The following is an 18,588-nucleotide window of genomic DNA, read 5'->3' as shown; positions in this document are numbered from 1 at the left end:
GACGTCCCGGCGGCCCGGTCAGCCGGCCGTGCGGCGGCGCAGCCAGGCGTCCTCGGCGAGGTAGTCGAAGTAGTCGGTGCGGTAGTTCTGCGCGAGATCGGGGAAGACGGTCCGCCAGTCCCGGCCGTGCGCGGCGTCCACCAGCCACCGTACGGTCTCCGGCAGCGAGTCGAGATAGCTGGTCACCGGGCGGTAGCCGAGCTGGCGTTCCGCCAGGCTCATGTCCAGCACCACCGGGTACGGCGTCGACCACGGCGTCTCGCCGACCGGTGGTGCCGGCGAGGGGCCGTCGATCAGCACGTCCTCCGCACCGTGGTCCAGCACCGCGTGCACGGCGGCGCCGATCTCGCGTACGGTCGGCGGCTCCGGGTCGCCGGCGTTGAGCACCCGGGCCCCGGGCTCGGCGGCGGAGAGCCGGATCAACTCGGCGAGGTTGGCCGTGGAGACCGGATGGAACCGGCTCTGCCCGGCGTACGCCAGCACCCGTACCGGCCGGTTGTCCAGCGCGCGTTTGACGAAGTGCCACTCACGCGGGTGCACGGTGTGCGGCCCGTGGATCGCGCCGGCCCGTAGCAGGGTGGTCGGCAGCACCGCTCCGGCGGCGAGCAGCTCGCGCTCCAGGGCCGCCTTGCCGGCCACGTACGTGTCGCCGCCCGCCGCCGCGTCCGGGTCGAGCGGTGCGACGGTCGGCTGGGTCTCGGCGATCGGCACCGGGAACCGGACCCCTTCGGCGCCGAATCCCCGGCCGGCGTCGTCCAGGTAGACCCCGGCGGTGGAGACGACCACGGCCGAACCGATCCGGTCGGCGAGCCGGAGCAGTTGGCGGGCGTGCCGGGCGTCGTACGCGACGGTGTCGACCAGGACGTCGCAGCCGTCGCCGACCGCGACCGCCAGCCCGGCGTCGTCCGCACGGTCCAGCGGGACCAGCTCGACGTTCCAGTCCAGCGGCCAGGGTGCTCCGGCCCGCAGGCCTCGGGCGGCGGCCCGGACGTGCCAGCCGTCGGCGACCAGGGCACGGACCGCGGCCCGGCCGACCTGGCCGGTGGCGCCGACAACCAGGGCGAGCTTCTCCATAGCGTCACGCTAGATCTCCGCACGGAGGCGTGCGAGCACTTCAGCTCTCAGCCAAAACTGCCGACCGTCGATGCCGATATTGCACAACAGTTCTTGCGCAACTCTTCTTGTATATGTCAGTCTGGCCGCATGAACAGAGAGGTACGCCAGGTCACCGACTCCCGGGTGCTGGCCGCCATGTCCCACCCGCTGCGCCGCCGCCTGATGGACGTGCTCAAGGTCTACGGCCCGGCCACGGTCAGCTCGCTGGCCGAGCGCACCGGGCAGGCGGTGGCGAACGTCAGCCACCACCTGAAGGTGCTCGCCGCCGCTGACCTGGTCGAGGAGGCACCGGAACTCGCCCGGGACCGCCGGGAGCGGTGGTGGCGGCTGGTCTCGGCCGGACTGCGCTGGTCCAGCGCCGACTTCGCCGACGACCCGGCCAGCGAGGCCGTGCAGCAGGCCGCCGTCTCGCTGAACCTGGACCGCCAGGTCGGCCTGGTCCGGGACTGGCACGCCGCCGCTGAGGAGCAGCGGGCCGCCTGGGCGGAGGCGCCGTTCTCCACCGACCGCTGGCTGCGGCTCACCCCGGCCGAACTGGCCGAGTTCGAGGCCGAACTGCTCGCCCTGCTGTCCCGGTGGGGCGACCGCGAGCTTCCCGACGACGGGCAGCGCCGCGAGCCGGTCTTCTTCTTCGCCTACGGCATCCCGGCCCAGCCGTGAACCGGCCAGGCCGCCCGGCTCGGACCGGCACCTGAGACCCCGCCGGCGACGAGGAGACGAAATGAGCCTGCTGCGGCAACGGGACTTCCGGCTGCTCTGGATCGGCCAGGCCGGCAGCACCTTCGGCGCCAGCGTCACCAGCGTGGCGCTGCCGCTGGTGGCGGTCGCCACCCTCGGCGCCAGCACCTTCCAGGTGGCGCTGCTGACCGCCGCCGCGTGGCTGCCCTGGCTGCTGGTCGGGCTGCCGGCCGGTGCCCTGGTGGACCGGCTGCGCTGCCGGCCGGTGATGGTGACCTGCGACCTGGTCGCCGCGCTGCTCTTCGCCAGCGTGCCGGTCGCCGGCTGGCTCGGCGTACTCACTATCGGGCACCTGCTGGCCGTCGCGCTGGCCGGCGGCACCGTGAGCGTCTTCTTCAAGACCGCGTACCAGGTCTACCTGCCCACCCTGCTGGACCGGACCGACCTGGCCGAGGGAAACGCGAAGCTCCAGGGCACCGAGGCGGTGGCCCAGGTGGCGGGTCCGGGTGCGGCCGGCCTACTCGCCAGCCTGGTCGGTGCCGCGACCGCGCTGCTGGTGGATGTGCTCGGCTTCCTCGGCTCGGCCGCCTGCCTGCTGTCGATCCGGCGCCAGGAGCCACGCCGCGCCGTCGATCCGGCGGCGTGCCTCGGCCGGCAGATCGCCGAGGGGGTACGGTTCACCGCCCGCGATCCCTACCTGCGGGTGCTCACCGTCTGGGGTGCGGTCAGCAACCTCGGCCTGGTCGGCTACCAGGCGATCCTGGTCGTCTTCCTGGTCCGCGAGGTCGGGGTTGGTCCCGGTACGGTCGGCGGCCTGGTCGCCGTGATGAGCCTCGGCGGGGTCGTCGGCGCCGCCATCGCCACCGCGCTGTCCCGGCGCCTCGGCAGCGCCCGCGCGCTGCTGCTCTGCGCCCTCGGCGCGGAACCGTTCGGGCTACTGATCCCGCTGACCGCCCCCGGTGCCCGGCTCGGCCTGCTGGTGCTGGCCGGGATGGTGATCGGCGCCGGAGTTGTCGCCGGCAACGTGATCAAGGCAGGCTTCCGCCAGGCGTACGTGCCGCACCGGCTACTCGGCCGGGTCAGCGTGACCATGCAGGTGGTCAACCTCGGCACCATGCCGCCCGGTGCCGTGCTCGGCGGCGCGCTCGGTACGGCGCTCGGCCTCCGCCCGGCGATGTGGGTGATCACCGCCGGGCTGGCGCTGAGCGGGCTGATCCTGCTGATCGGCCCGCTGCGCAAGCGCCGCGACCTGCCCGAGCCGCAGCATGATACGGAGCCGGCGGCACCGGCCCGCGCGGCGCGTAGCGAGATGGTCAGCGCGGCTGCACGTTAGCCGCCTGCGGGCCCTTCTCGCCCTGGGTGACGTCGAACTCGACCTTCTGCCCCTCGTTGAGCTCGCGGTAGCCGGACGACGCGATCGCGGAGTAGTGGACGAACACGTCCGGCCCTCCGCCGTCCTGCTCGATGAAGCCGAAGCCCTTTTCCGAGTTGAACCACTTGACGGTTCCGGTTGCCATGGGTGTCTCCTTAGCGGCGCGCCCGGTGCGTGGCGTGCCCTGTACGTCACCGACAGTAGCCTCCCTGCGTACTCGGTGCGGGCGGAAGTCGCGAGTCGTACAAACCTCCGGCGTAGGCCGGACGGCGGAGTCACCCCGAGATCGAGTCAGGGTTGCCGGCGTCGCTTACCAGGGCTCGACCCGGATGTCCGGGTGGCGTTCCGTCCGTAACGTTCCTGACGTGGCGGACTGGCTGGTTCAGGTGGGGGAACTGCCGTCGGGAGTCTTTCTGGCGGTGCTCGGCGGAGTCATGTTGCTGGACGCGATTCCGCTGCTCGGCGTACTCGTGCCCGGCGACGTCGCGGTACTGGCCGCGGTGGGGGTCGGTCGGCCGGCCAGTCTGGGGGCGTTCCTGGCGGTGATCGGCGGCTGTCTCGGCGGCTGGTCGCTCACCTTCTTCGCCGGTCGGCGGTTCGGCGCGCGGCTGCGGCGTAGCCGTACCGGGGCGTGGATCGGGGAGGCGCGCTGGTCGGCCGCCGAGCGGATTCTCAGCAGTGGTGGGGGCCGGATGGTGATGGTGGCGCCCTTCCTGCCGGTGCTGAACGCGCTGCTGCCGCTCGCCGCGGGCGGGCTGCGGATGTCGTACCGGCGCTTCCTGAGCTTCGCGGCGGTCGGTGCGGTGCTCTGGGCCGGGCTCTACATGGTGCTCGGCATCCTGGCCCGGTCGGTCGGCGGCCTGCTGCCCGGCGAGTCGTTCGCGCTGGTGGGCACGGTGGGCTTCGGGATGATCTTCGGCGGCCTCGTCCTGCTGGGCGTACGCCGCCGACTCGCCTCGACGGTCCAGGGCTGACAGTGCGGATGGCGGGGGGTCGGGGGGGTGACCGGGTGGCGCCGGCGGGCTGGGGCGGCCGGCCGGCACCACCCGGGGGACGCGGATCGCGGTCACGGGGTGCCAGGACGGGCTGGGGCAACGGCCGGTCGGGGACGTGGTCGCGCAGCCGGGTCGGACCGGCGGCCGGTCGGGGGTGACCGGCCGCCGGGGCCGGCTGTCGACTCCGGGTGAAACCCTCGGCCGGCGGTGACAGCGGCCCGGGCGATGTCGCCGGCCAGGGCTGGCCGGGTACCGGCTGGCATACTGGGTTGCCATGGTGTTGTCGCGGCGCTGGGCCGGTTTCCTGATCCTGGTCGGCGTGTGGACCTGGGTGATCTGGCCCCGGTTCGCCGTCGCGATCTGGAACGACGCCCGGGCCTGGTCGACCGGGGAGATCGGGCAGGGCAGCCCGACGAGCTTCCTGTGGGTGCACGCGCTGCTGATCGGGGCGTCCCTGGCGATCGGCACCGCGGTCGGCGTGCTCGGCGTACGCGGCTGGTGGGCCGGACGGACTCCTCGGTCCTGAGCGGGCCTCGGCCCCTGAGCCCGTCCCCGCGCTGGACCGCGGCCGGGCGCCGGCCGGCGTTCCCCCGTCATCACCACCGCCGGCCGGCGAGTCATGGGCCCCGGTGTCGAACCGAGCACACCGCCAGAATGAGTGGCGGCCGAGCAGCCAACGCCCGCGCCCATGGAGTCCACAGTGGATGGCATCGAGGCCTCGCCGGGAGTCGAACCCGCATCACCCGCTTTGCAGGCGGGGCGCCCCACCGGGGACGAAACGAGGCCGGGCGGTGCCCGACGATCGGGCTCGACGTGCGGGTGGGAGGACTCGAACCTCCTCAGCGCGAAGCACCTGTTCTACAGACAGGCCCGACTCTCCAGCGTCGGCGCACCCGCGTGGGGTGACTGGCGGGACTCGAACCCAGCGACCTCCGGATCCACAGTCCGGCGCTCTTCCGGCTGAGCTACAGTCACCATCGCGGCCTTACGGCCAGTACCCGGACCTGGGATCGAACCAGGGACCTCCTCGGTGTGAACGAGGCGCTGCCACCACTGAGCTATCCGGGCATCGCTCCACGCGCATCCGGGAGCGAAGTAGCGCCGACGGGATTCGAACCCGCGAAATCCAGGGTGAAAGCCTGGCGACTCTTGCCACTCGTCCACGGCGCCACGTGCGTGTTCCGAGCTGGACTCGAACCAGCGACCCTCGCGATGTCGACGCGATGCTCTTCCGACTGAGCTACCGGAACGGGGGCGGGACCGGGAGTCGAACCCGGGGCCTGCGGTTTATGAGACCGCCGCGCTACCACTGCGCTATCCCGCAGTACGCCGCCAGGGACTTGAACCCTGAACCCACGCATTAAGAGTGCGTTGCTCTGACCATTGAGCTAGCGGCGCAAGACATGTGCTGGAGGAAGGCGGAGGAGTCGAACCCCTGTCGTTGCCGACACCCCGGTTTTCAAGACCGGTCGCCCGCCGCCGGGCGGCGCCTTCCGAGAGTTTGGCGGACCCCCGGGGTATGCCCGACCCCGGGGGCCCTGAAGTTCCACCCGTTCGCACGCCAGCGGCGTTTAAGCTCCACGATCAGTCTGCAGTCGACGTGCTTTGCCATTAAGCGACCGCCGCAGGGAGAGCGGCAGACTGGACTCGAACCAGCATCTCGTCGAGGTTGTCGTGGTCGGTAGATCTGGCGATCGGTGGGGGTGCTGAGCCTGGAGCGATAGTCTCAGCCTGCTCGGTGCCGGTCTGCCTCTACCGGTTGGGCTACCTCGGCCCGAAGTGCCGAGGGGAGGACTCGAACCTCCACTGGAACCGTCACCGTTGATGAGCCTGACAGGTCAGCCTCAGTCTCGGCGCATCTCGCGCCACCCCCCGCTCCACGGGGGTGCCTGGGAGACTACCCGAACAGGTAGCCGAACACCTCGTCGCCGACGGTGCGGTCCTCGACGGTGGTGCTGTTGGCCTCCTCGCGGGCCACCTTCACCGCCTCCAGCAGCTTGTCGACCCGGCCGCGCAGCACCTTGACCCGTTCGGCCGGCAGGGCGCCGGAGAGCTTCACCGTGGTCCAGGTGCCCACCGGTACGTCCTCGGTGTAGACCTCGACCTGCGCCGGGTGCTTCTCGGTCGCCTCGGCCTTGACGTGGTTGCGGTGCACCTTGCGCATCTTCTGGGTCTGGCTCGGCGTACTCGCGTAGCAGCCGCGGTCGGGGTCGAACTCCCACCGCTCCGCCGCGTCCAGGGTGGCCAGCCCGTCGACGAAGGTACGCAGGTCGACGAGCTGCTTCTCCAGGAAGAGCAGATAGGTGACCGGTGCCTGGCGGACCAGCGTCCGCCCGTCGACCACCACGTCGGCCTTGGCGGTGGCGTTGCCGGTGTCCTGGAGGAACTGGAGGTCGAAGAGTCGACCCATGGTGGTGGCGACCTCGTCGAGGACCTCCTGGACGGTGTACTGCACCCGGGTCGACTCCGGCGGCAACTGCTCGCGGATGTCGTCGGCGAACGGCTGGTAGGTCCGGGAGATGCCGGAGAGCGGCGGCGCCTTCTGGGTACGCCGGTGCGCGTCGGTGAGCTCCCGCTTGGCCTGCGGCTTGAAGCCCTGCACCAGCGCGTTGACCTTGTGCAGTTCGGTGGGATTGGGCACCATGATCCTTTCGGTCTCGTCGGGCAGACGATAGTCGTCGCCGCCACGTACGGCGACCCGGTCGAAGTCGGGACGGCCGGACTTGAACCGACGACCTCCGCACCCCCAGTGCGGCGCGCTACCAAGCTGCGCCACGTCCCGATGTCGTACCCCTGGGAGGATTCGAACCTCCGCTCGACACGGCTTCGTAGGCCGCCGCTCTATCCACTGAGCTACAAGGGCAGGAAGCGGAAGGAGAGGGATTCGAACCCTCGCCGGCGGTGCGCCGGTCCGCCTTAGCGGGGCGGTGCCATCGACCTCTCGGCCATCCTTCCGAACCGCGCCGACGGCGCGTACGTACCCGGAGCAGGAGTCGAACCTGCAACACACTGGTTCTGAGCCAGCGGCCTCTTCCGTTGGGCTACCCGGGCATATGTGGAGTGACGCGGGATCGAACCGCGCACGCGCAGCTTGCAAGGCAACACTGTGCACCAGCACCCACCCCGAAGTGCCCTCGGCGCGACTCGAACGCGCACGTGACCAGGCTCTCGACCTGGCGCCTCTACCAATTGGGCCACGAGGGCATCGCGCTCCCGGACAAGGATTTGAACCTCGATTTCCTGAATCAGAATCAGGCGTCCTGCCAGTTGGACGATCCGGAAATGGCGGCCGGCGGGGAAATCCGCCGGCCGCCGTCAGCGCCGGGTCAGCGCGGCCCAACTGGGGACCGTCGCCGCCGACCGCAGCACCATGCCCGCCTCGGCGGGGGTGCGGTCTGCCTTGCGCTGATTGCAGCCGTCGCAGGACGCGACGGTGTTGGTCCAGGTGTTCCGGCCTCCACGGGAGCGGGGCAGGATGTGGTCGACGGTGCTCGCGTGACCACCGCAGTAGCCGCACCGGCGGCCGTCCCGGGTGAGCACACCCGACCGGGACCAGGCCGGTCCCGAGCTGAAGCGCCATCTGGTGAGGACGTACTTCACCAGGCGGACCACCGTCGGCACCGGGTAGACCCCGATCAGCCGGTCCGGTACCGCCTCGTGCACCTCGGCGACGCGCCGGACCAGCATCCGTACGGCGTGCCGGAGACTGACCCGGTGGAGCGGGCCGAGGTCGGCGTTGATGACCAGTACGTCCACCGGATACCTCCTTCTCTCGTCGATGTCACGCGACTCTCGTCACGGAACTCCCCGCACGGGGTTCGGAGCGGCTACCGGGATTTGAACCCGGGACCTCCACCATGGCAAGGTGGCGCGCTGCCAACTGCGCTACAGCCGCGTGGGAAAATGCTCCGGGTGCGATTCGAACGCACACTGTGCGCGTTTTGAGCGCGCTGCCTCCTACCGTTGGGCTACCGGAGCGGGTGGCCGGGGAAGCTGGACTCGAACCAGCACGAGCGTTTCCGTCTCCCGGTCCAAAGCCGGGCATGTTGCCAGTTACACCATTCCCCGTCGGGGTACTGCCGAGCGGCCACGGAGAATCGAACTCCGGTCCTCTGGGTGGAAGCCAGGCGCTCTTCCGTTGAGCTATGGCCGCGATGTCGTGCGTAGACCGTGCCGGAATCGAACCGGCCTTCTCCAGAGTGAGAGTCTGGCGAGATAACCACTACTCCAACGGTCCGGGCGGGGGCGGAGTCGCCCCGAATACACTGAAACTCGTCCGGGACCCGAGAATCGAACTCGGTGTCTCCTGTTCCCAAAACAGGCGGGTCAGCCGTCTCCCTCGCCCCGGATCGGCCCGGCCGGCGCGGTGGTACGGCGCCGGCCGGGCATCATCTATGCCATCCACTGTGGAGTTTTCAACGTGGTACCGGTCCCGCCGGCCGAGGTCGGGGGAGAAGCAGGGGTGACAGGACTCGAACCTGCAACCTTCGGATTTGGAGGCCGCTGCGCTGCCAGTTGCGCCACACCCCTGTGTGGTGAAAGCCCGCGGGCAAAAGAAACGCCGCCCGGTCCCGGGTCTGGGAGGGCGGCGTAGACGCGAGTGGAGTCGCGTTACGTCCGCCAGCCGCCCAGCTCGGCACATTCGCCGGCGCTTAGGTGGACGGGGCGCCCGAGCATGGCGTAGCCCGCCGGAACGTACGGCTTCTGCCGCCACTCTCGCGATGAGGCCTGCCACAACATCGGATGCTCCCTGTCGTTTCGGTGTCGCTTTGTTGATCGCTGTGGTAACTACGGTAGGGGCCGCTCCCGCGCGGAGCAACATCTTTTTCGGCTTTTCCCGCACCGTCCGGTCGGCGGGCGGCAATAGCCGCTCAGCGGCGTTGCCGGCACCGGTGGACGGCGTGCCGGCAACGATCGGACTCAGCGGACCTGTTCGACCAGGCGGGTCACCGCGGCCGCCACCACGTCGGGTGCCTGGGCCTGCGGGAAGTGACCCACTCCGGGCACCATCACCACCTCGGCTCCGAGCTGTTCGCCGACCCAGTGCGCCTCGGCCGCCGGGTCCTTCCAGTCCACGTCGGCCGCGCCCATCACCACGACGGCGGGGGCCGAGACCTCGGGCAGCCGTTGCCGGGCCGGTTCGTGCGAGGTGCGGGTGGTCTGCACGAAGGCCCGCCAGTGCCCGGGCCGGCGCAGGTTGTCGCGCACCCGGGCGAGGTGCTGCTGGTAGCCCTCGGGCTTGGTGCCGGGCAGCCACTTCGGGTAGTAGCCGAGGAAGGCCGCCGGGCCCCAGGGCCGGACGAGCATGATCCGGAACAGCAGGTTCATCACGGCCGCCCCGGCGGGGTTCCGGACGAACGGGCCGAGCAGGGCGAGGCCGCGTACCTTTGCCGGGGCGTCGGCGGCGGCGATCACGGCGGCTCCGGCGCCCATGGAGTTGCCGACCAGGTATCCGGACCCGCCGAGTTCGTCGAGGAGGGCGAGCAGGTCGCTGGCGAGCGCGACGTCGTCGTACCGCGAGAAGCTGGTGTCGCTGTCGCCGTGCCCCCGGATGTCCATGACGGCCACCCGGTAGCCCGCCTCGACCAGCTTCGGCGCGAGCAGCCGGTACGACTGGCGCAGCTCGCCCATCCCCGGTGCGCAGATCACCAGCGGGCCGTCGCCGTCCCAGAGGTCGTACGCGATGCGCCCCTCCGGGCGGCGAAGGTAGTGGGTGTCAGTCATAGCTTTAAAGCTACACCCATTAGCCAACCGCGCCAAGAGCCGACGCGTCCCGAGGGGCCGGACTCACCAGCCCCGGGCGCGCCACTCCGGTAGCGAAGGCCGCTCGGCGCCGAGCGTGCTGTCCCGGCCGTGGCCCGGATAGAACCAGGTCGCGTCCGGCAGCCGGTCGAAGATCTTCTGCTCCACGTCGTTGATCAGCGAGCCGAACCGCACCGGATCCCGGTCGGTGTTGCCCACCCCGCCCGGAAACAGCGAGTCCCCGGTGAAGAGGTGCGTCCCGTCGACCTCGTCCCGATAGAGCAGCGCGACGGAGCCGGGGGTGTGTCCGACGATGTGGATCACCTCTAGTTCGCGGTCGCCGACCCGGATCCGGTCGCCGTCGGTGAGCGGTTCGGAGGGGATCGGCAGCCCGTCCGCGTCGTCGGCGTGCACCAGCGACCGGGCCCCGGTGCTGGCCACCACCTCTTCCAGCGCGACCCAGTGGTCCATGTGCCGGTGTGTGGTGACCACGGCGGCCAGCCCGCCGTCGCCGATCAGTTCCAGTAGTCGGGGTGCCTCGTTGGCCGCGTCGATCAGCACCTGTTCGCCGGTCGAGGCGCAGCGCAGCAGGTACGCGTTGTTGTCCATCGGGCCGACCGAGAGCTTGCTGACGGCGAGGCCGGTCAGCTCGCGTACGTCGGGTGGGCCGTCGGCGACGACGTCTCCGGTGTAGCTCATGTTCGGGTGCCTCCGAGTTGGTCGGCGGAGCAGAGTCGGGTCGGCGGATCAGATCCAGGGCGGGGGTGCCGGCAGCGGCCCGGCGGGCGTGACCACGAGGCCGGTACCGCTGTTCCGGCCGGTCAGCCAGCCGGCCAGTTCGTGCGCCGGGCCGGCGACGGTGCGCAGTTCCGGGCCGCTGTCCGGGGCCGGGATGCCGACCGGCCGGCCCCGCCCGGTGTGGACGGTCAGCGGTTGCCCGGTCTCCGCCGGCAGCAGCACCAGGGCGAGTGGATCGTCCCGCTCGGCCAGGTCGTGCACCACCTCGTGCAGCAGTCGCTGGCTGAACGCGTCCGGCCAGTCGGCGGTCCGGTAGCCGGCGGCGAGGTCGACGTGGTGCACCTCCACCTCGCGCAGCCGCCCCCAGGCCAGGGTGGCGGCGGGCCGCAGCCCCCGGGCGGAGCGGACCTCTGCGGCCCAGGCATCCGCGGGCAGCACCCGGGCGGCCTCGACGAACCGCTCCGCGCTGGCCCGCAGGTCGGCGAGCTGGACGGCGGCCGGCCGGGCCGCGCCGGCCGCGATGTCCGCGTTCCGGGCCGCCGGGTTCGGGTACTGCGGGATGTCCTCGCCGGTACGCGCCGAGGTCAGCAGGTTGACGAAGCTGTCGGCGTTCCGGGCGAGGTGGCTGAGCACGTGTCCCCGGGTCCAACCGGGGAGCAGGGACGGCTCGCCGATCGCCGCCTCGTCGAGCCCGTCGACGGTCCGCAACAGCCGGTCCGTCGCCCGGTCCACCTCGGGCAGCAGCGCGAGTGGGTCGAGTGTCACGACTCACGACGATAGCGCTCGACGACCGGAGGGGCCCGGACGCCTCCGCCGGGAGTGGCGGGCGGAATTGGCTTTCGGTCTGGCCGGAGCAGCACCTACCGTCGACACCACACCCGCATGGCGTGAGGAGGTGGGATGCATGCCGGTCGCAGTGCGCGGGGCCACCGTTTCCACTTCTGAATTCGACTGCTGAATTCCACTCCTGACGACAAGGGTTGACATGACCTTCGATCTCGCGTCCCTCGGCTGGGACGCGTCCGCGGCCGCGGCGTACCTGGACCGCGGCGACGAACTACGGCCGGGGCGGGTCGTCCGGGCCGACCGGGGGATCTGCACGGTGCTCGTGCCGGCCGGACCGGTCCGGGCCAGTCTCGGTGGCGGGGTGCTGGTCGCAGCCGCCCGGGACGCCGTCAACCTGCCCTGTGCGGGGGACTGGGTGCTGGTCCGGGACTGGCCGGACGGGCGACTGACCGTGGAGACGGTGCTGCCCCGGCGTACCGCGATCGTGCGGCGGACCGCCGACAAGGACTCGACCGGCCAGGTGTTGGCGGCCAACGCCGATGCGGCGGCGGTGATCGAGCCGCTGCATCCGTCGCCGGACGTGGCCCGGATCGAGCGGCTGCTCGCGCTGGCCTGGGAGTCCGGCGCCACCCCACTGCTGGTGCTCACCAAATGTGACCTGGTGGCCGATCCGGCGGCGGTGGCCGAGCAGCTCGGCGAGGCGGCGCCGGGCGTCGAGGTGCTGCCGGTGAGCGCCCAGCGCGGTACCGGGCTGGCCCGGCTGCGCCCGTGGGTCGCCGCCGGCCGGACCCTGGCGCTGCTCGGGCCGTCCGGTGCCGGCAAGTCGACGTTGGTGAACGCGCTGGCCGGCGCGACGGTGATGACCACCCAGGGGGTACGCGGGGTGGACGGCAAAGGCCGGCACACCACCACGCACCGGCAACTGATCCCGATCCCGGGCGGCGGAGCGGTGCTGGACACCCCGGGCGTGCGGGCGGTGGGTCTGCTCGACGCGGCGGTCGGGCTGGACCAGGCCTTCGCCGACGTGGCCGCACTCGTCGCCGCCTGCCGGTTCGCCGACTGCGGGCACCGGGGCGAGCCGGGCTGCGCGATCCAGGGCGCGCTGGAGACCGGCGAGCTGAGCCCGCGGCGCTGGGCGAGCTGGCAGAAACTCCAGCGCGAGGTGGCGTACGAGACACGCCGTCGGGACGCGCGGCTGGCGGCCGAGGAGCGGTACAAATGGAAGCGGATTCGCAAGGAGCAGCGGAGTCGGGGCGGCCCGGGGCGGTGAGCTGCCGGGATCGGGGGCGTTGACCTGCGGGAATCTGCCGGCGGGGAAAACTGTCATACGCCGGGGCTAGAGTTGCCGAGGCGCTTCTCTGCGCCACCAAATCGGACAGAACATATCTTTTCTCCCCGGGAGTGCGCGGACAGTGGCCGACCGACTGATCATCCGTGGCGCGCGTGAACACAACCTGCGCGACGTCAACCTCGACCTGCCACGCGACGCCCTGATCGTCTTCACCGGGCTCTCCGGTTCCGGCAAGTCCAGCCTGGCCTTCGACACGATCTTCGCCGAAGGCCAGCGACGTTACGTGGAGTCGCTGTCGTCGTACGCCCGGCAGTTCCTCGGCCAGATGGACAAGCCGGACGTCGACTTCATCGAGGGCCTGAGCCCGGCCGTCTCGATCGACCAGAAGTCCACCTCGCGCAACCCGCGGTCCACCGTCGGCACCATCACCGAGGTCTACGACTACCTCCGGCTGCTCTTCGCCCGGGTCGGCGAGCCGCACTGCCCGATCTGCGGCGAGAAGATCTCCAAGCAGAGCCCGCAGCAGATCGTCGACCGGGTGCTGGCGATGGACGAGGGCACCCGGTTCATGGTGCTGGCCCCGGTGGTGCGCGGCCGCAAGGGCGAGTACGTCGACCTCTTCGCCGAACTCCAGGCCAAGGGTTACGCCCGGGCCCGGGTCGACGGGGTGGTCTATCCGCTGACCGAGCCGCCGAAGCTGAAGAAGCAGGAGAAGCACACCATCGAGGTGGTGGTGGACCGGCTCACCGTCAAGGGGAGTGCCAAGCAGCGGCTCACCGACTCGGTGGAGTCCGCGCTCGGGCTCTCCGGCGGGCTGGTGCTGCTCGACTTCGTCGACCTGCCCGAGGACGACCCGGGGCGGGAACGGCGCTACTCCGAGCACCTGGCCTGCCCCAACGACCACCCGCTGGCGATCGAGGACCTCGAACCCCGGGTCTTCTCCTTCAACGCCCCGTACGGCGCCTGCCCCGAGTGCACCGGGCTGGGCACCAAGAAGGAGGTCGACGCCGAACTCGTCGTACCCGATCCGGAGCGGACGCTGCGCGAGGGTGCTGTCCAGCCGTGGTCCGGCGGGCACACCCAGGAATACTTCCTCCGCCTGTTGCAGGCGTTGGGCGAGGCCGAGCACTTCGACCTCGACACCCCGTGGCGGGCGCTCCCGTCCCGGGCGCAGAAGACCATCCTGCACGGCTCCGGCGACCAGGTGCACGTGCGCTACCGCAACAAGTACGGCCGCGAGCGCTCCTACTACACCGGCTTCGAGGGCGTGGTGCAGTGGATCGAGCGGCGGCACAACGACACCGAGTCGGACTGGTCCCGCGACAAGTACGAGGGGTACATGCGGGACGTGCCCTGCCCGGTCTGCCGGGGCAGCCGGCTCAAGCCGGAGGTGCTGGCAGTCACCCTGGGCGGGCGGAACATCGCCGAGGTCTGCGCGCTGTCGGTCGGCGAGTGCGCGGAGCTGCTCGGTGGGATGACCCTGACCGACCGGCAGAAGATGATCGCCGAGCGGGTGCTCAAGGAAATCAACGCCCGGCTCCGCTTCCTGGTCGACGTCGGCCTGGACTACCTGTCGCTGGACCGGCCGGCCGGCACCCTCTCCGGCGGCGAGGCGCAGCGGATCCGGCTCGCCACCCAGATCGGCTCCGGTCTGGTCGGGGTGCTCTACGTGCTGGACGAGCCGTCGATCGGGCTGCACCAGCGGGACAACCACCGGCTGATCGAGACGCTGGTCCGGCTCAAGGGGCTGGGCAACACGCTGATCGTGGTGGAGCACGACGAGGACACCATCCGGACGGCGGACTGGATCGTCGACATCGGGCCGGGGGCCGGCGAGCACGGCGGCAAGATCGTGCACAGCGGTTCGGTGCCGGAGCTGCTGGCCAACACCGACTCGGTGACCGGGGCGTACCTCTCCGGGCGCCGGTCGATCCCGACCCCGCAGGGGCGCCGGCCGCAGATGCCGGGCCGGGAGCTGGTGGTGCAGGGTGCGCGCGAGCACAACCTGCGGAACCTGACCGTCTCGTTCCCGCTCGGCCAGTTCATCGCGGTCACCGGGGTCAGCGGTTCGGGCAAGTCGACGCTGGTCAACGACATCCTCTACGCCGTACTCGCCAACCAGATCAACGGGGCCCGGCTGGTGCCCGGCCGGCACACCCGGATCACCGGCCTGGAGCACGTCGACAAGGTGGTCGGGGTCGACCAGTCGCCGATCGGGCGTACCCCGAGGTCCAACCCGGCGACCTACACCGGGGTCTGGGACCACGTCCGCAAGCTCTTCGCCGAGACCACCGAGGCGAAGGTCCGCGGCTACGGGCCGGGCCGGTTCTCCTTCAACGTCAAGGGCGGCCGGTGCGAGGCGTGCAGCGGCGACGGCACGATCAAGATCGAGATGAACTTCCTGCCCGACGTCTACGTGCCGTGTGAGGTCTGCAAGGGTGCCCGCTACAACCGGGAGACCCTGGAGGTGCACTACAAGGGGCGGACGGTCTCCGACATCCTGGAGATGCCGATCGAGGAGGCGGCCGAGTTCTTCTCGGCGATCCCGGCCATCCACCGGCACCTGAAGACCCTGGTCGACGTCGGCCTCGGGTACGTCCGGCTCGGCCAGCCGGCACCGACCCTCTCCGGCGGCGAGGCGCAGCGGGTCAAGCTCGCCTCCGAGCTGCAGAAGCGCTCCACCGGCCGGACGGTGTACGTGCTCGACGAGCCGACCACCGGGCTGCACTTCGAGGACATCCGCAAGCTGCTCGGGGTGCTGGAGAGCCTGGTCGACAAGGGCAACACGGTGATCGTCATCGAGCACAACCTGGACGTGATCAAGACCGCCGACTGGCTGGTCGACATGGGCCCGGAGGGCGGGCACCGGGGCGGCACGGTGCTGGCCGCCGGTACCCCGGAGGAGCTGGCGGAGGTGCCGGAGAGCCACACCGGGCAGTTCCTCCGGCCGGTGCTCGGGCTGACCGGACCGGCCCGGGGTGCGAGCGCGGCCACCACCCGGGCGGCCCGGGCCAACGGCACCGCGAAGGCCAACGGCACCGCGAAGGCCGCCGGCGGCGGTGCGAAGGCCGCCGGAGCGGCGCCGGCCAACGGCGGTGTGACCAGGGCAAACGGCGGCGTGGCCAAGGGTGGTGACGGTACCGCGAAGGCCGGCAACGGCCGGGCCGGCGGCGGTACGGTGAAGGGCGGCGCCGCCCGGGCGGGTACGACGGCGAAGACCACGACCGCGAAGACCGGGCCGGCGAAGAGCCGGCGTACCGGAAAGTCCTGACGCCGGGCCGGTTGAACCGGTTGGTGGATATATCCGTGTCTTCGGGCGTGGCCGCGGACGACCAGGAGCGCGGCGCCGAAGAGGAAGGCTAGGTATGAGTGACGAACTGACCGGGCCGGGCACGCAGACCCGACGGGCGCTGTTGGCCGGTGCGGGTGTGGTTGGCGTGTCCGTGGTGTTGGCCGCGTGCGGCACCGGCGACGACGACGCGCTCGACGGCACCGGAAGCAGCCCGTCGGCCGGCGCTCCGGCCCCCAGCGGTTCGGCGAGCGCTCCGGCCGAGGGTGGCGGCGCCGCCGCGCTGGCCAAGAAGAGCGAGATCCCGGTCGGCGGCGGCAAGATCATTGCGGAGCAGCAGATCGTGGTCACCCAGCCGACCGAGGGCGAGTTCAAGGCCTTCAGCTCGATCTGCACCCACCAGCAGTGCCCGGTGACCGCCGTCGACGGCGGCACGATCAACTGTAGTTGCCACTTCAGCAAGTTCTCGGTCGCGGACGGCTCGGTCAAGGGTGGCCCGGCCACCAAGCCGCTGGCCGAGAAGAAGGTCACCGTCGACGGGGACAACATCGTCCTGGCCTGAGCCGGCGTACGCCTGGCGCGGCCGACCCTCCGTCGCCGCGCCAGGCGGTGTCCCAGGCGGGGTCTACGCTTGTCGGCGTGCCCGACCCCGCTACCTATCGCCCGGCACCGGGCACGATTCCCGACCTGCCCGGGGTATACCGATTCCGGGATCCGACCGGCCGGGTGATCTATGTCGGCAAGGCCAAGAGCCTGCGCAGCCGCCTCAATTCCTACTTCGGCGACCTGTGGAACCTGCACCAGCGCACCCAGCAGATGGTCACCACCGCCGGCAGCGTGGACTGGGTCACCGTCGGCACCGAGGTCGAGGCGCTCCAGCTCGAGTACAACTGGATCAAGCAGTACGACCCCCGGTTCAACGTGCGCTACCGGGACGACAAGTCGTACCCCTATCTCGCGGTCACCCTCGACGAGGAGTTCCCCCGGCTCCAGGTGATGCGGGGCGCCAAGCGCAAGGGGGTGCGCTACTTCGGGCCGTACTCGCACGCCTGGGCGATCCGCGAGACGCTGGACCTGCTACTCCGGGTCTTCCCGGCCCGGACCTGTTCGGCCGGGGTGTTCCGGCGGCAGGCCCAGATCGGCCGGCCGTGCCTGCTCGGTGACATCGGCAAGTGCTCGGCCCCGTGCGTCGGCCGGGCCTCGGCCGACGAGCACCGCCGGATCGTCGACGAGTTCTGCGACTTCATGGCCGGCCGCACCGACCAGATGGTCCGCCGGCTCGAACGCGAGATGGGCGAGGCCAGCGAGACGCTGGAGTTCGAGCGGGCCGCCCGGCTGCGCGACGACATCGTGGCGCTGCGCCGGGCGATGGAGAAGCAGACCGTGGTCTTCGGCGACGGCACCGACGCCGACGTGGTGGCGTTCGCCGAGGATCCGCTGGAGGCGGCGGTCCAGGTCTTCCACGTCCGGGACGGCCGGGTACGCGGCCAGCGCGGCTGGGTGGTGGAGAAGGTCGAGGACCTGACCACCGGAGACCTGGTGCACCACTTCTGCTCCCAGGTCTACGGGGGGGCCGAAGGGGAAGGCGACGTGCCCCGCGAGCTGCTGGTGCCCGCGCTGCCGGCCGACGTCGACGCGCTGGCCGAGTGGCTGTCGGCGCGGCGGGGCAGCAAGGTGGCCCTGCGGGTGCCGCAGCGCGGCGACAAGAAGGCGCTGCTGGAGACGGTGGCCCGCAACGCGGCCGAGGCGCTGACCCGGCACAAGCTGCGCCGGGCCGGTGACCTGACCACCCGCAGCGAGGCGCTGGACGAGATCACCGAGGCGCTCGGGCTGCGTACCGCGCCGCTGCGGATCGAGTGCTACGACGTCTCGCAGATCCAGGGCACCGACGTGGTGGCCAGCATGGTCGTCTTCGAGGACGGCCTGCCGCGCAAGAGCGAATACCGGCGGTTCGTGGTGCGGGGAGCCACCGACGACCTGTCGGCGCTCTCCGAGGTGCTGCGCCGGCGGTTCGCCCGCTACCTCCAGGCCCGGGGCGAGACCGGGGAGATCGGTGACGAGATGGCCTCCGACCCGGACCGGCCGGGCATCGACCCGACCACCGGGCGGCCACGGAAGTTCGCGTACCCGCCGCAGCTCGTGGTGGTGGACGGCGGGCAGCCCCAGGTCGCCGCCGCTGCGGAGGTCTTCGCCGAACTGGGCCTCGACGACATCGCGCTCTGCGGGCTGGCCAAGCGGCTGGAGGAGGTGTGGCTGCCCGGCGACGAGTTCCCGGTCATCCTGCCGCGCACCTCCGAAGGGCTCTATCTGCTGCAACGGGTCCGGGACGAGGCCCACCGGTTCGCCATCACCTTCCACCGGCAGCGCCGCTCCAAGCGGATGACCGTCTCCGGCCTCGACCACGTCCCCGGCCTCGGCGAGGTACGCCGCAAGGCACTGCTGCGACACTTCGGATCGGTGAAGCGGCTGTCGGCGGCCACGGTGGAGGAGATCGCCGAGGTGCCGGGGATCGGCCGGCGTACGGCGGAGGCGATCGTCGCGGCGTTGCGTCCGGCGGAGGCACCGGAGAACCGCTGACACC

General features: G+C 71.3%; 14 protein-coding genes, 23 tRNA genes and 1 pseudogene. 8 read left to right on the top strand and 30 right to left on the bottom strand.

Going from position 1 to position 18,588, the window contains the following annotated elements; translation table 11 throughout:
• Positions 1-18: 18 nt before the first annotated feature.
• Positions 19-1,074: an NAD-dependent epimerase/dehydratase family protein gene (locus ACSMXO_RS31780; RefSeq protein WP_455414949.1), complete on the bottom strand. Its 1,056-nt coding sequence runs from the start codon at positions 1,072-1,074 to the stop codon at positions 19-21.
• A 129-nt stretch (positions 1,075-1,203) separates the two neighbouring features.
• Between ACSMXO_RS31780 and ACSMXO_RS31775 the strand changes: the two genes are divergently transcribed.
• Positions 1,204-1,776 (top strand): ArsR/SmtB family transcription factor, encoded by a 573-nt coding sequence (locus ACSMXO_RS31775; RefSeq protein WP_455414948.1) that lies wholly within the window; start codon positions 1,204-1,206, stop codon positions 1,774-1,776.
• A gap of 61 nt (positions 1,777-1,837) precedes the next feature.
• On the top strand, positions 1,838-3,127 hold the full coding sequence (locus ACSMXO_RS31770) for an MFS transporter (RefSeq protein ID WP_455414947.1): 1,290 nt from the start codon (positions 1,838-1,840) through the stop codon (positions 3,125-3,127).
• On the opposite strand, the gene ACSMXO_RS31765 is transcribed toward ACSMXO_RS31770, so the two are convergent.
• Positions 3,108-3,311: a cold-shock protein gene (locus tag ACSMXO_RS31765; protein ID WP_278063023.1), complete on the bottom strand. Its 204-nt coding sequence runs from the start codon at positions 3,309-3,311 to the stop codon at positions 3,108-3,110. The two genes, ACSMXO_RS31770 and ACSMXO_RS31765, sit on opposite strands and share 20 nt — an antisense overlap.
• Positions 3,312-3,531: 220 nt before the next feature.
• On the opposite strand from ACSMXO_RS31765, the gene ACSMXO_RS31760 reads away from it, so the two are divergent.
• Together ACSMXO_RS31760 and ACSMXO_RS31755 are read left to right on the top strand one after the other, a co-directional pair.
• On the top strand, positions 3,532-4,140 hold the full coding sequence (locus tag ACSMXO_RS31760) for a DedA family protein (protein ID WP_346263004.1): 609 nt from the start codon (positions 3,532-3,534) through the stop codon (positions 4,138-4,140).
• Positions 4,141-4,435: 295 nt separating this feature from the next.
• On the top strand, positions 4,436-4,687 hold the full coding sequence (locus ACSMXO_RS31755) for an SCO4848 family membrane protein (RefSeq protein WP_346263005.1): 252 nt from the start codon (positions 4,436-4,438) through the stop codon (positions 4,685-4,687).
• A 187-nt stretch (positions 4,688-4,874) separates the two neighbouring features.
• On the opposite strand, the gene ACSMXO_RS31750 is transcribed toward ACSMXO_RS31755, so the two are convergent.
• The 28 genes from ACSMXO_RS31750 to ACSMXO_RS31615 all read right to left on the bottom strand — a co-directional run bounded on the left by ACSMXO_RS31750 (position 4,875) and on the right by ACSMXO_RS31615 (position 11,406).
• A tRNA-Cys gene (locus tag ACSMXO_RS31750) sits at positions 4,875-4,947 on the bottom strand.
• 28 nt (positions 4,948-4,975) lie between these two features.
• A tRNA-Tyr gene (locus ACSMXO_RS31745) sits at positions 4,976-5,058 on the bottom strand.
• 1 nt (position 5,059) lies between these two features.
• Positions 5,060-5,136: transfer RNA gene (locus ACSMXO_RS31740), tRNA-His, on the bottom strand.
• A 20-nt stretch (positions 5,137-5,156) separates the two neighbouring features.
• Positions 5,157-5,229: transfer RNA gene (locus ACSMXO_RS31735), tRNA-Val, on the bottom strand.
• A 28-nt stretch (positions 5,230-5,257) separates the two neighbouring features.
• Positions 5,258-5,331 (bottom strand) — tRNA-Glu (locus tag ACSMXO_RS31730).
• A 7-nt stretch (positions 5,332-5,338) separates the two neighbouring features.
• A tRNA-Val gene (locus ACSMXO_RS31725) sits at positions 5,339-5,411 on the bottom strand.
• Between the two features lie 2 nt (positions 5,412-5,413).
• Positions 5,414-5,485 (bottom strand) — tRNA-Met (locus tag ACSMXO_RS31720).
• Between the two features lies 1 nt (position 5,486).
• Positions 5,487-5,559 (bottom strand) — tRNA-Lys (locus tag ACSMXO_RS31715).
• A gap of 11 nt (positions 5,560-5,570) precedes the next feature.
• Positions 5,571-5,656: transfer RNA gene (locus tag ACSMXO_RS31710), tRNA-Ser, on the bottom strand.
• 285 nt (positions 5,657-5,941) lie between these two features.
• Positions 5,942-6,016, bottom strand: a tRNA-OTHER gene (locus ACSMXO_RS31705).
• Positions 6,017-6,058: 42 nt separating this feature from the next.
• Positions 6,059-6,805, bottom strand: a complete 747-nt coding sequence (locus tag ACSMXO_RS31700) for a DUF7873 family protein (protein ID WP_346263006.1) — start codon at positions 6,803-6,805, stop codon at positions 6,059-6,061.
• 64 nt (positions 6,806-6,869) lie between these two features.
• A tRNA-Pro gene (locus ACSMXO_RS31695) sits at positions 6,870-6,943 on the bottom strand.
• 6 nt (positions 6,944-6,949) lie between these two features.
• Positions 6,950-7,024 (bottom strand) — tRNA-Arg (locus ACSMXO_RS31690).
• Between the two features lie 6 nt (positions 7,025-7,030).
• Positions 7,031-7,116: transfer RNA gene (locus tag ACSMXO_RS31685), tRNA-Ser, on the bottom strand.
• Positions 7,117-7,139: 23 nt separating this feature from the next.
• Positions 7,140-7,212: transfer RNA gene (locus tag ACSMXO_RS31680), tRNA-Leu, on the bottom strand.
• 78 nt (positions 7,213-7,290) lie between these two features.
• Positions 7,291-7,365: transfer RNA gene (locus ACSMXO_RS31675), tRNA-Leu, on the bottom strand.
• Between the two features lie 6 nt (positions 7,366-7,371).
• A tRNA-Gln gene (locus tag ACSMXO_RS31670) sits at positions 7,372-7,443 on the bottom strand.
• 33 nt (positions 7,444-7,476) lie between these two features.
• Positions 7,477-7,917 carry an HNH endonuclease gene (locus tag ACSMXO_RS31665; RefSeq protein ID WP_346263007.1) on the bottom strand — a complete coding sequence of 147 codons (441 nt, stop codon included), beginning with the start codon at positions 7,915-7,917 and terminating at the stop codon, positions 7,477-7,479.
• A 66-nt stretch (positions 7,918-7,983) separates the two neighbouring features.
• A tRNA-Gly gene (locus ACSMXO_RS31660) sits at positions 7,984-8,056 on the bottom strand.
• 9 nt (positions 8,057-8,065) lie between these two features.
• A tRNA-Leu gene (locus ACSMXO_RS31655) sits at positions 8,066-8,139 on the bottom strand.
• A 3-nt stretch (positions 8,140-8,142) separates the two neighbouring features.
• Positions 8,143-8,229: transfer RNA gene (locus tag ACSMXO_RS31650), tRNA-Gln, on the bottom strand.
• A 14-nt stretch (positions 8,230-8,243) separates the two neighbouring features.
• Positions 8,244-8,314, bottom strand: a tRNA-Gly gene (locus tag ACSMXO_RS31645).
• Between the two features lie 11 nt (positions 8,315-8,325).
• A tRNA-Glu gene (locus ACSMXO_RS31640) sits at positions 8,326-8,398 on the bottom strand.
• A gap of 38 nt (positions 8,399-8,436) precedes the next feature.
• Positions 8,437-8,509: transfer RNA gene (locus ACSMXO_RS31635), tRNA-Pro, on the bottom strand.
• A 109-nt stretch (positions 8,510-8,618) separates the two neighbouring features.
• A tRNA-Trp gene (locus ACSMXO_RS31630) sits at positions 8,619-8,691 on the bottom strand.
• 390 nt (positions 8,692-9,081) lie between these two features.
• Positions 9,082-9,885 (bottom strand): alpha/beta fold hydrolase, encoded by an 804-nt coding sequence (locus ACSMXO_RS31625; RefSeq protein ID WP_455414946.1) that lies wholly within the window; start codon positions 9,883-9,885, stop codon positions 9,082-9,084.
• 63 nt (positions 9,886-9,948) lie between these two features.
• Complete coding sequence (locus ACSMXO_RS31620) at positions 9,949-10,602, bottom strand: MBL fold metallo-hydrolase (RefSeq protein ID WP_346263009.1); 654 nt, start codon at positions 10,600-10,602, stop codon at positions 9,949-9,951.
• A 48-nt stretch (positions 10,603-10,650) separates the two neighbouring features.
• The gene (locus tag ACSMXO_RS31615) at positions 10,651-11,406 is read right to left on the bottom strand and encodes a maleylpyruvate isomerase family mycothiol-dependent enzyme (RefSeq protein ID WP_455414945.1); all 756 of its coding nucleotides are present in this window, start codon (positions 11,404-11,406) and stop codon (positions 10,651-10,653) included.
• A gap of 220 nt (positions 11,407-11,626) precedes the next feature.
• Between ACSMXO_RS31615 and rsgA the strand changes: the two genes are divergently transcribed.
• The 4 genes and pseudogenes from rsgA (at position 11,627) to uvrC (ending at position 18,584) form a co-directional block, all read left to right on the top strand.
• The gene (gene rsgA / locus ACSMXO_RS31610; RefSeq protein WP_455414944.1) at positions 11,627-12,697 is read left to right on the top strand and encodes a ribosome small subunit-dependent GTPase A; all 1,071 of its coding nucleotides are present in this window, start codon (positions 11,627-11,629) and stop codon (positions 12,695-12,697) included.
• A 142-nt stretch (positions 12,698-12,839) separates the two neighbouring features.
• A pseudogene (gene uvrA, locus ACSMXO_RS31605) lies at positions 12,840-15,797 on the top strand (excinuclease ABC subunit UvrA); the annotation flags it as partial.
• Between the two features lie 286 nt (positions 15,798-16,083).
• Positions 16,084-16,569: a Rieske (2Fe-2S) protein gene (locus ACSMXO_RS31600; protein WP_346263012.1), complete on the top strand. Its 486-nt coding sequence runs from the start codon at positions 16,084-16,086 to the stop codon at positions 16,567-16,569.
• A gap of 77 nt (positions 16,570-16,646) precedes the next feature.
• Positions 16,647-18,584, top strand: coding sequence for an excinuclease ABC subunit UvrC (uvrC, locus tag ACSMXO_RS31595; RefSeq protein WP_455414943.1), 1,938 nt, complete (start codon positions 16,647-16,649; stop codon positions 18,582-18,584).
• Positions 18,585-18,588 lie beyond the last annotated feature (4 nt).

The sequence above is a fragment of the Plantactinospora sp. DSM 117369 genome (assembly GCF_053764795.1).
Note: the sequence above shows the minus strand (reverse complement) of the source record. Positions and strands in the feature narration are given on the sequence as shown.

Coding starts and splice junctions, on each gene's coding strand:
- ACSMXO_RS31780 (WP_455414949.1), bottom strand. CDS start 1,074: ATGGAGAAGCTCGCCCTGGTTGTCGGCGCCACCGGCCAGGTCGGCCGG.
- ACSMXO_RS31775 (WP_455414948.1), top strand. CDS start 1,204: ATGAACAGAGAGGTACGCCAGGTCACCGACTCCCGGGTGCTGGCCGCC.
- ACSMXO_RS31770 (WP_455414947.1), top strand. CDS start 1,838: ATGAGCCTGCTGCGGCAACGGGACTTCCGGCTGCTCTGGATCGGCCAG.
- ACSMXO_RS31765 (WP_278063023.1), bottom strand. CDS start 3,311: ATGGCAACCGGAACCGTCAAGTGGTTCAACTCGGAAAAGGGCTTCGGC.
- ACSMXO_RS31755 (WP_346263005.1), top strand. CDS start 4,436: ATGGTGTTGTCGCGGCGCTGGGCCGGTTTCCTGATCCTGGTCGGCGTG.
- ACSMXO_RS31700 (WP_346263006.1), bottom strand. CDS start 6,805: ATGGTGCCCAATCCCACCGAACTGCACAAGGTCAACGCGCTGGTGCAG.
- ACSMXO_RS31625 (WP_455414946.1), bottom strand. CDS start 9,885: ATGACTGACACCCACTACCTTCGCCGCCCGGAGGGGCGCATCGCGTAC.
- ACSMXO_RS31620 (WP_346263009.1), bottom strand. CDS start 10,602: ATGAGCTACACCGGAGACGTCGTCGCCGACGGCCCACCCGACGTACGC.
- rsgA (WP_455414944.1), top strand. CDS start 11,627: ATGACCTTCGATCTCGCGTCCCTCGGCTGGGACGCGTCCGCGGCCGCG.
- ACSMXO_RS31600 (WP_346263012.1), top strand. CDS start 16,084: ATGAGTGACGAACTGACCGGGCCGGGCACGCAGACCCGACGGGCGCTG.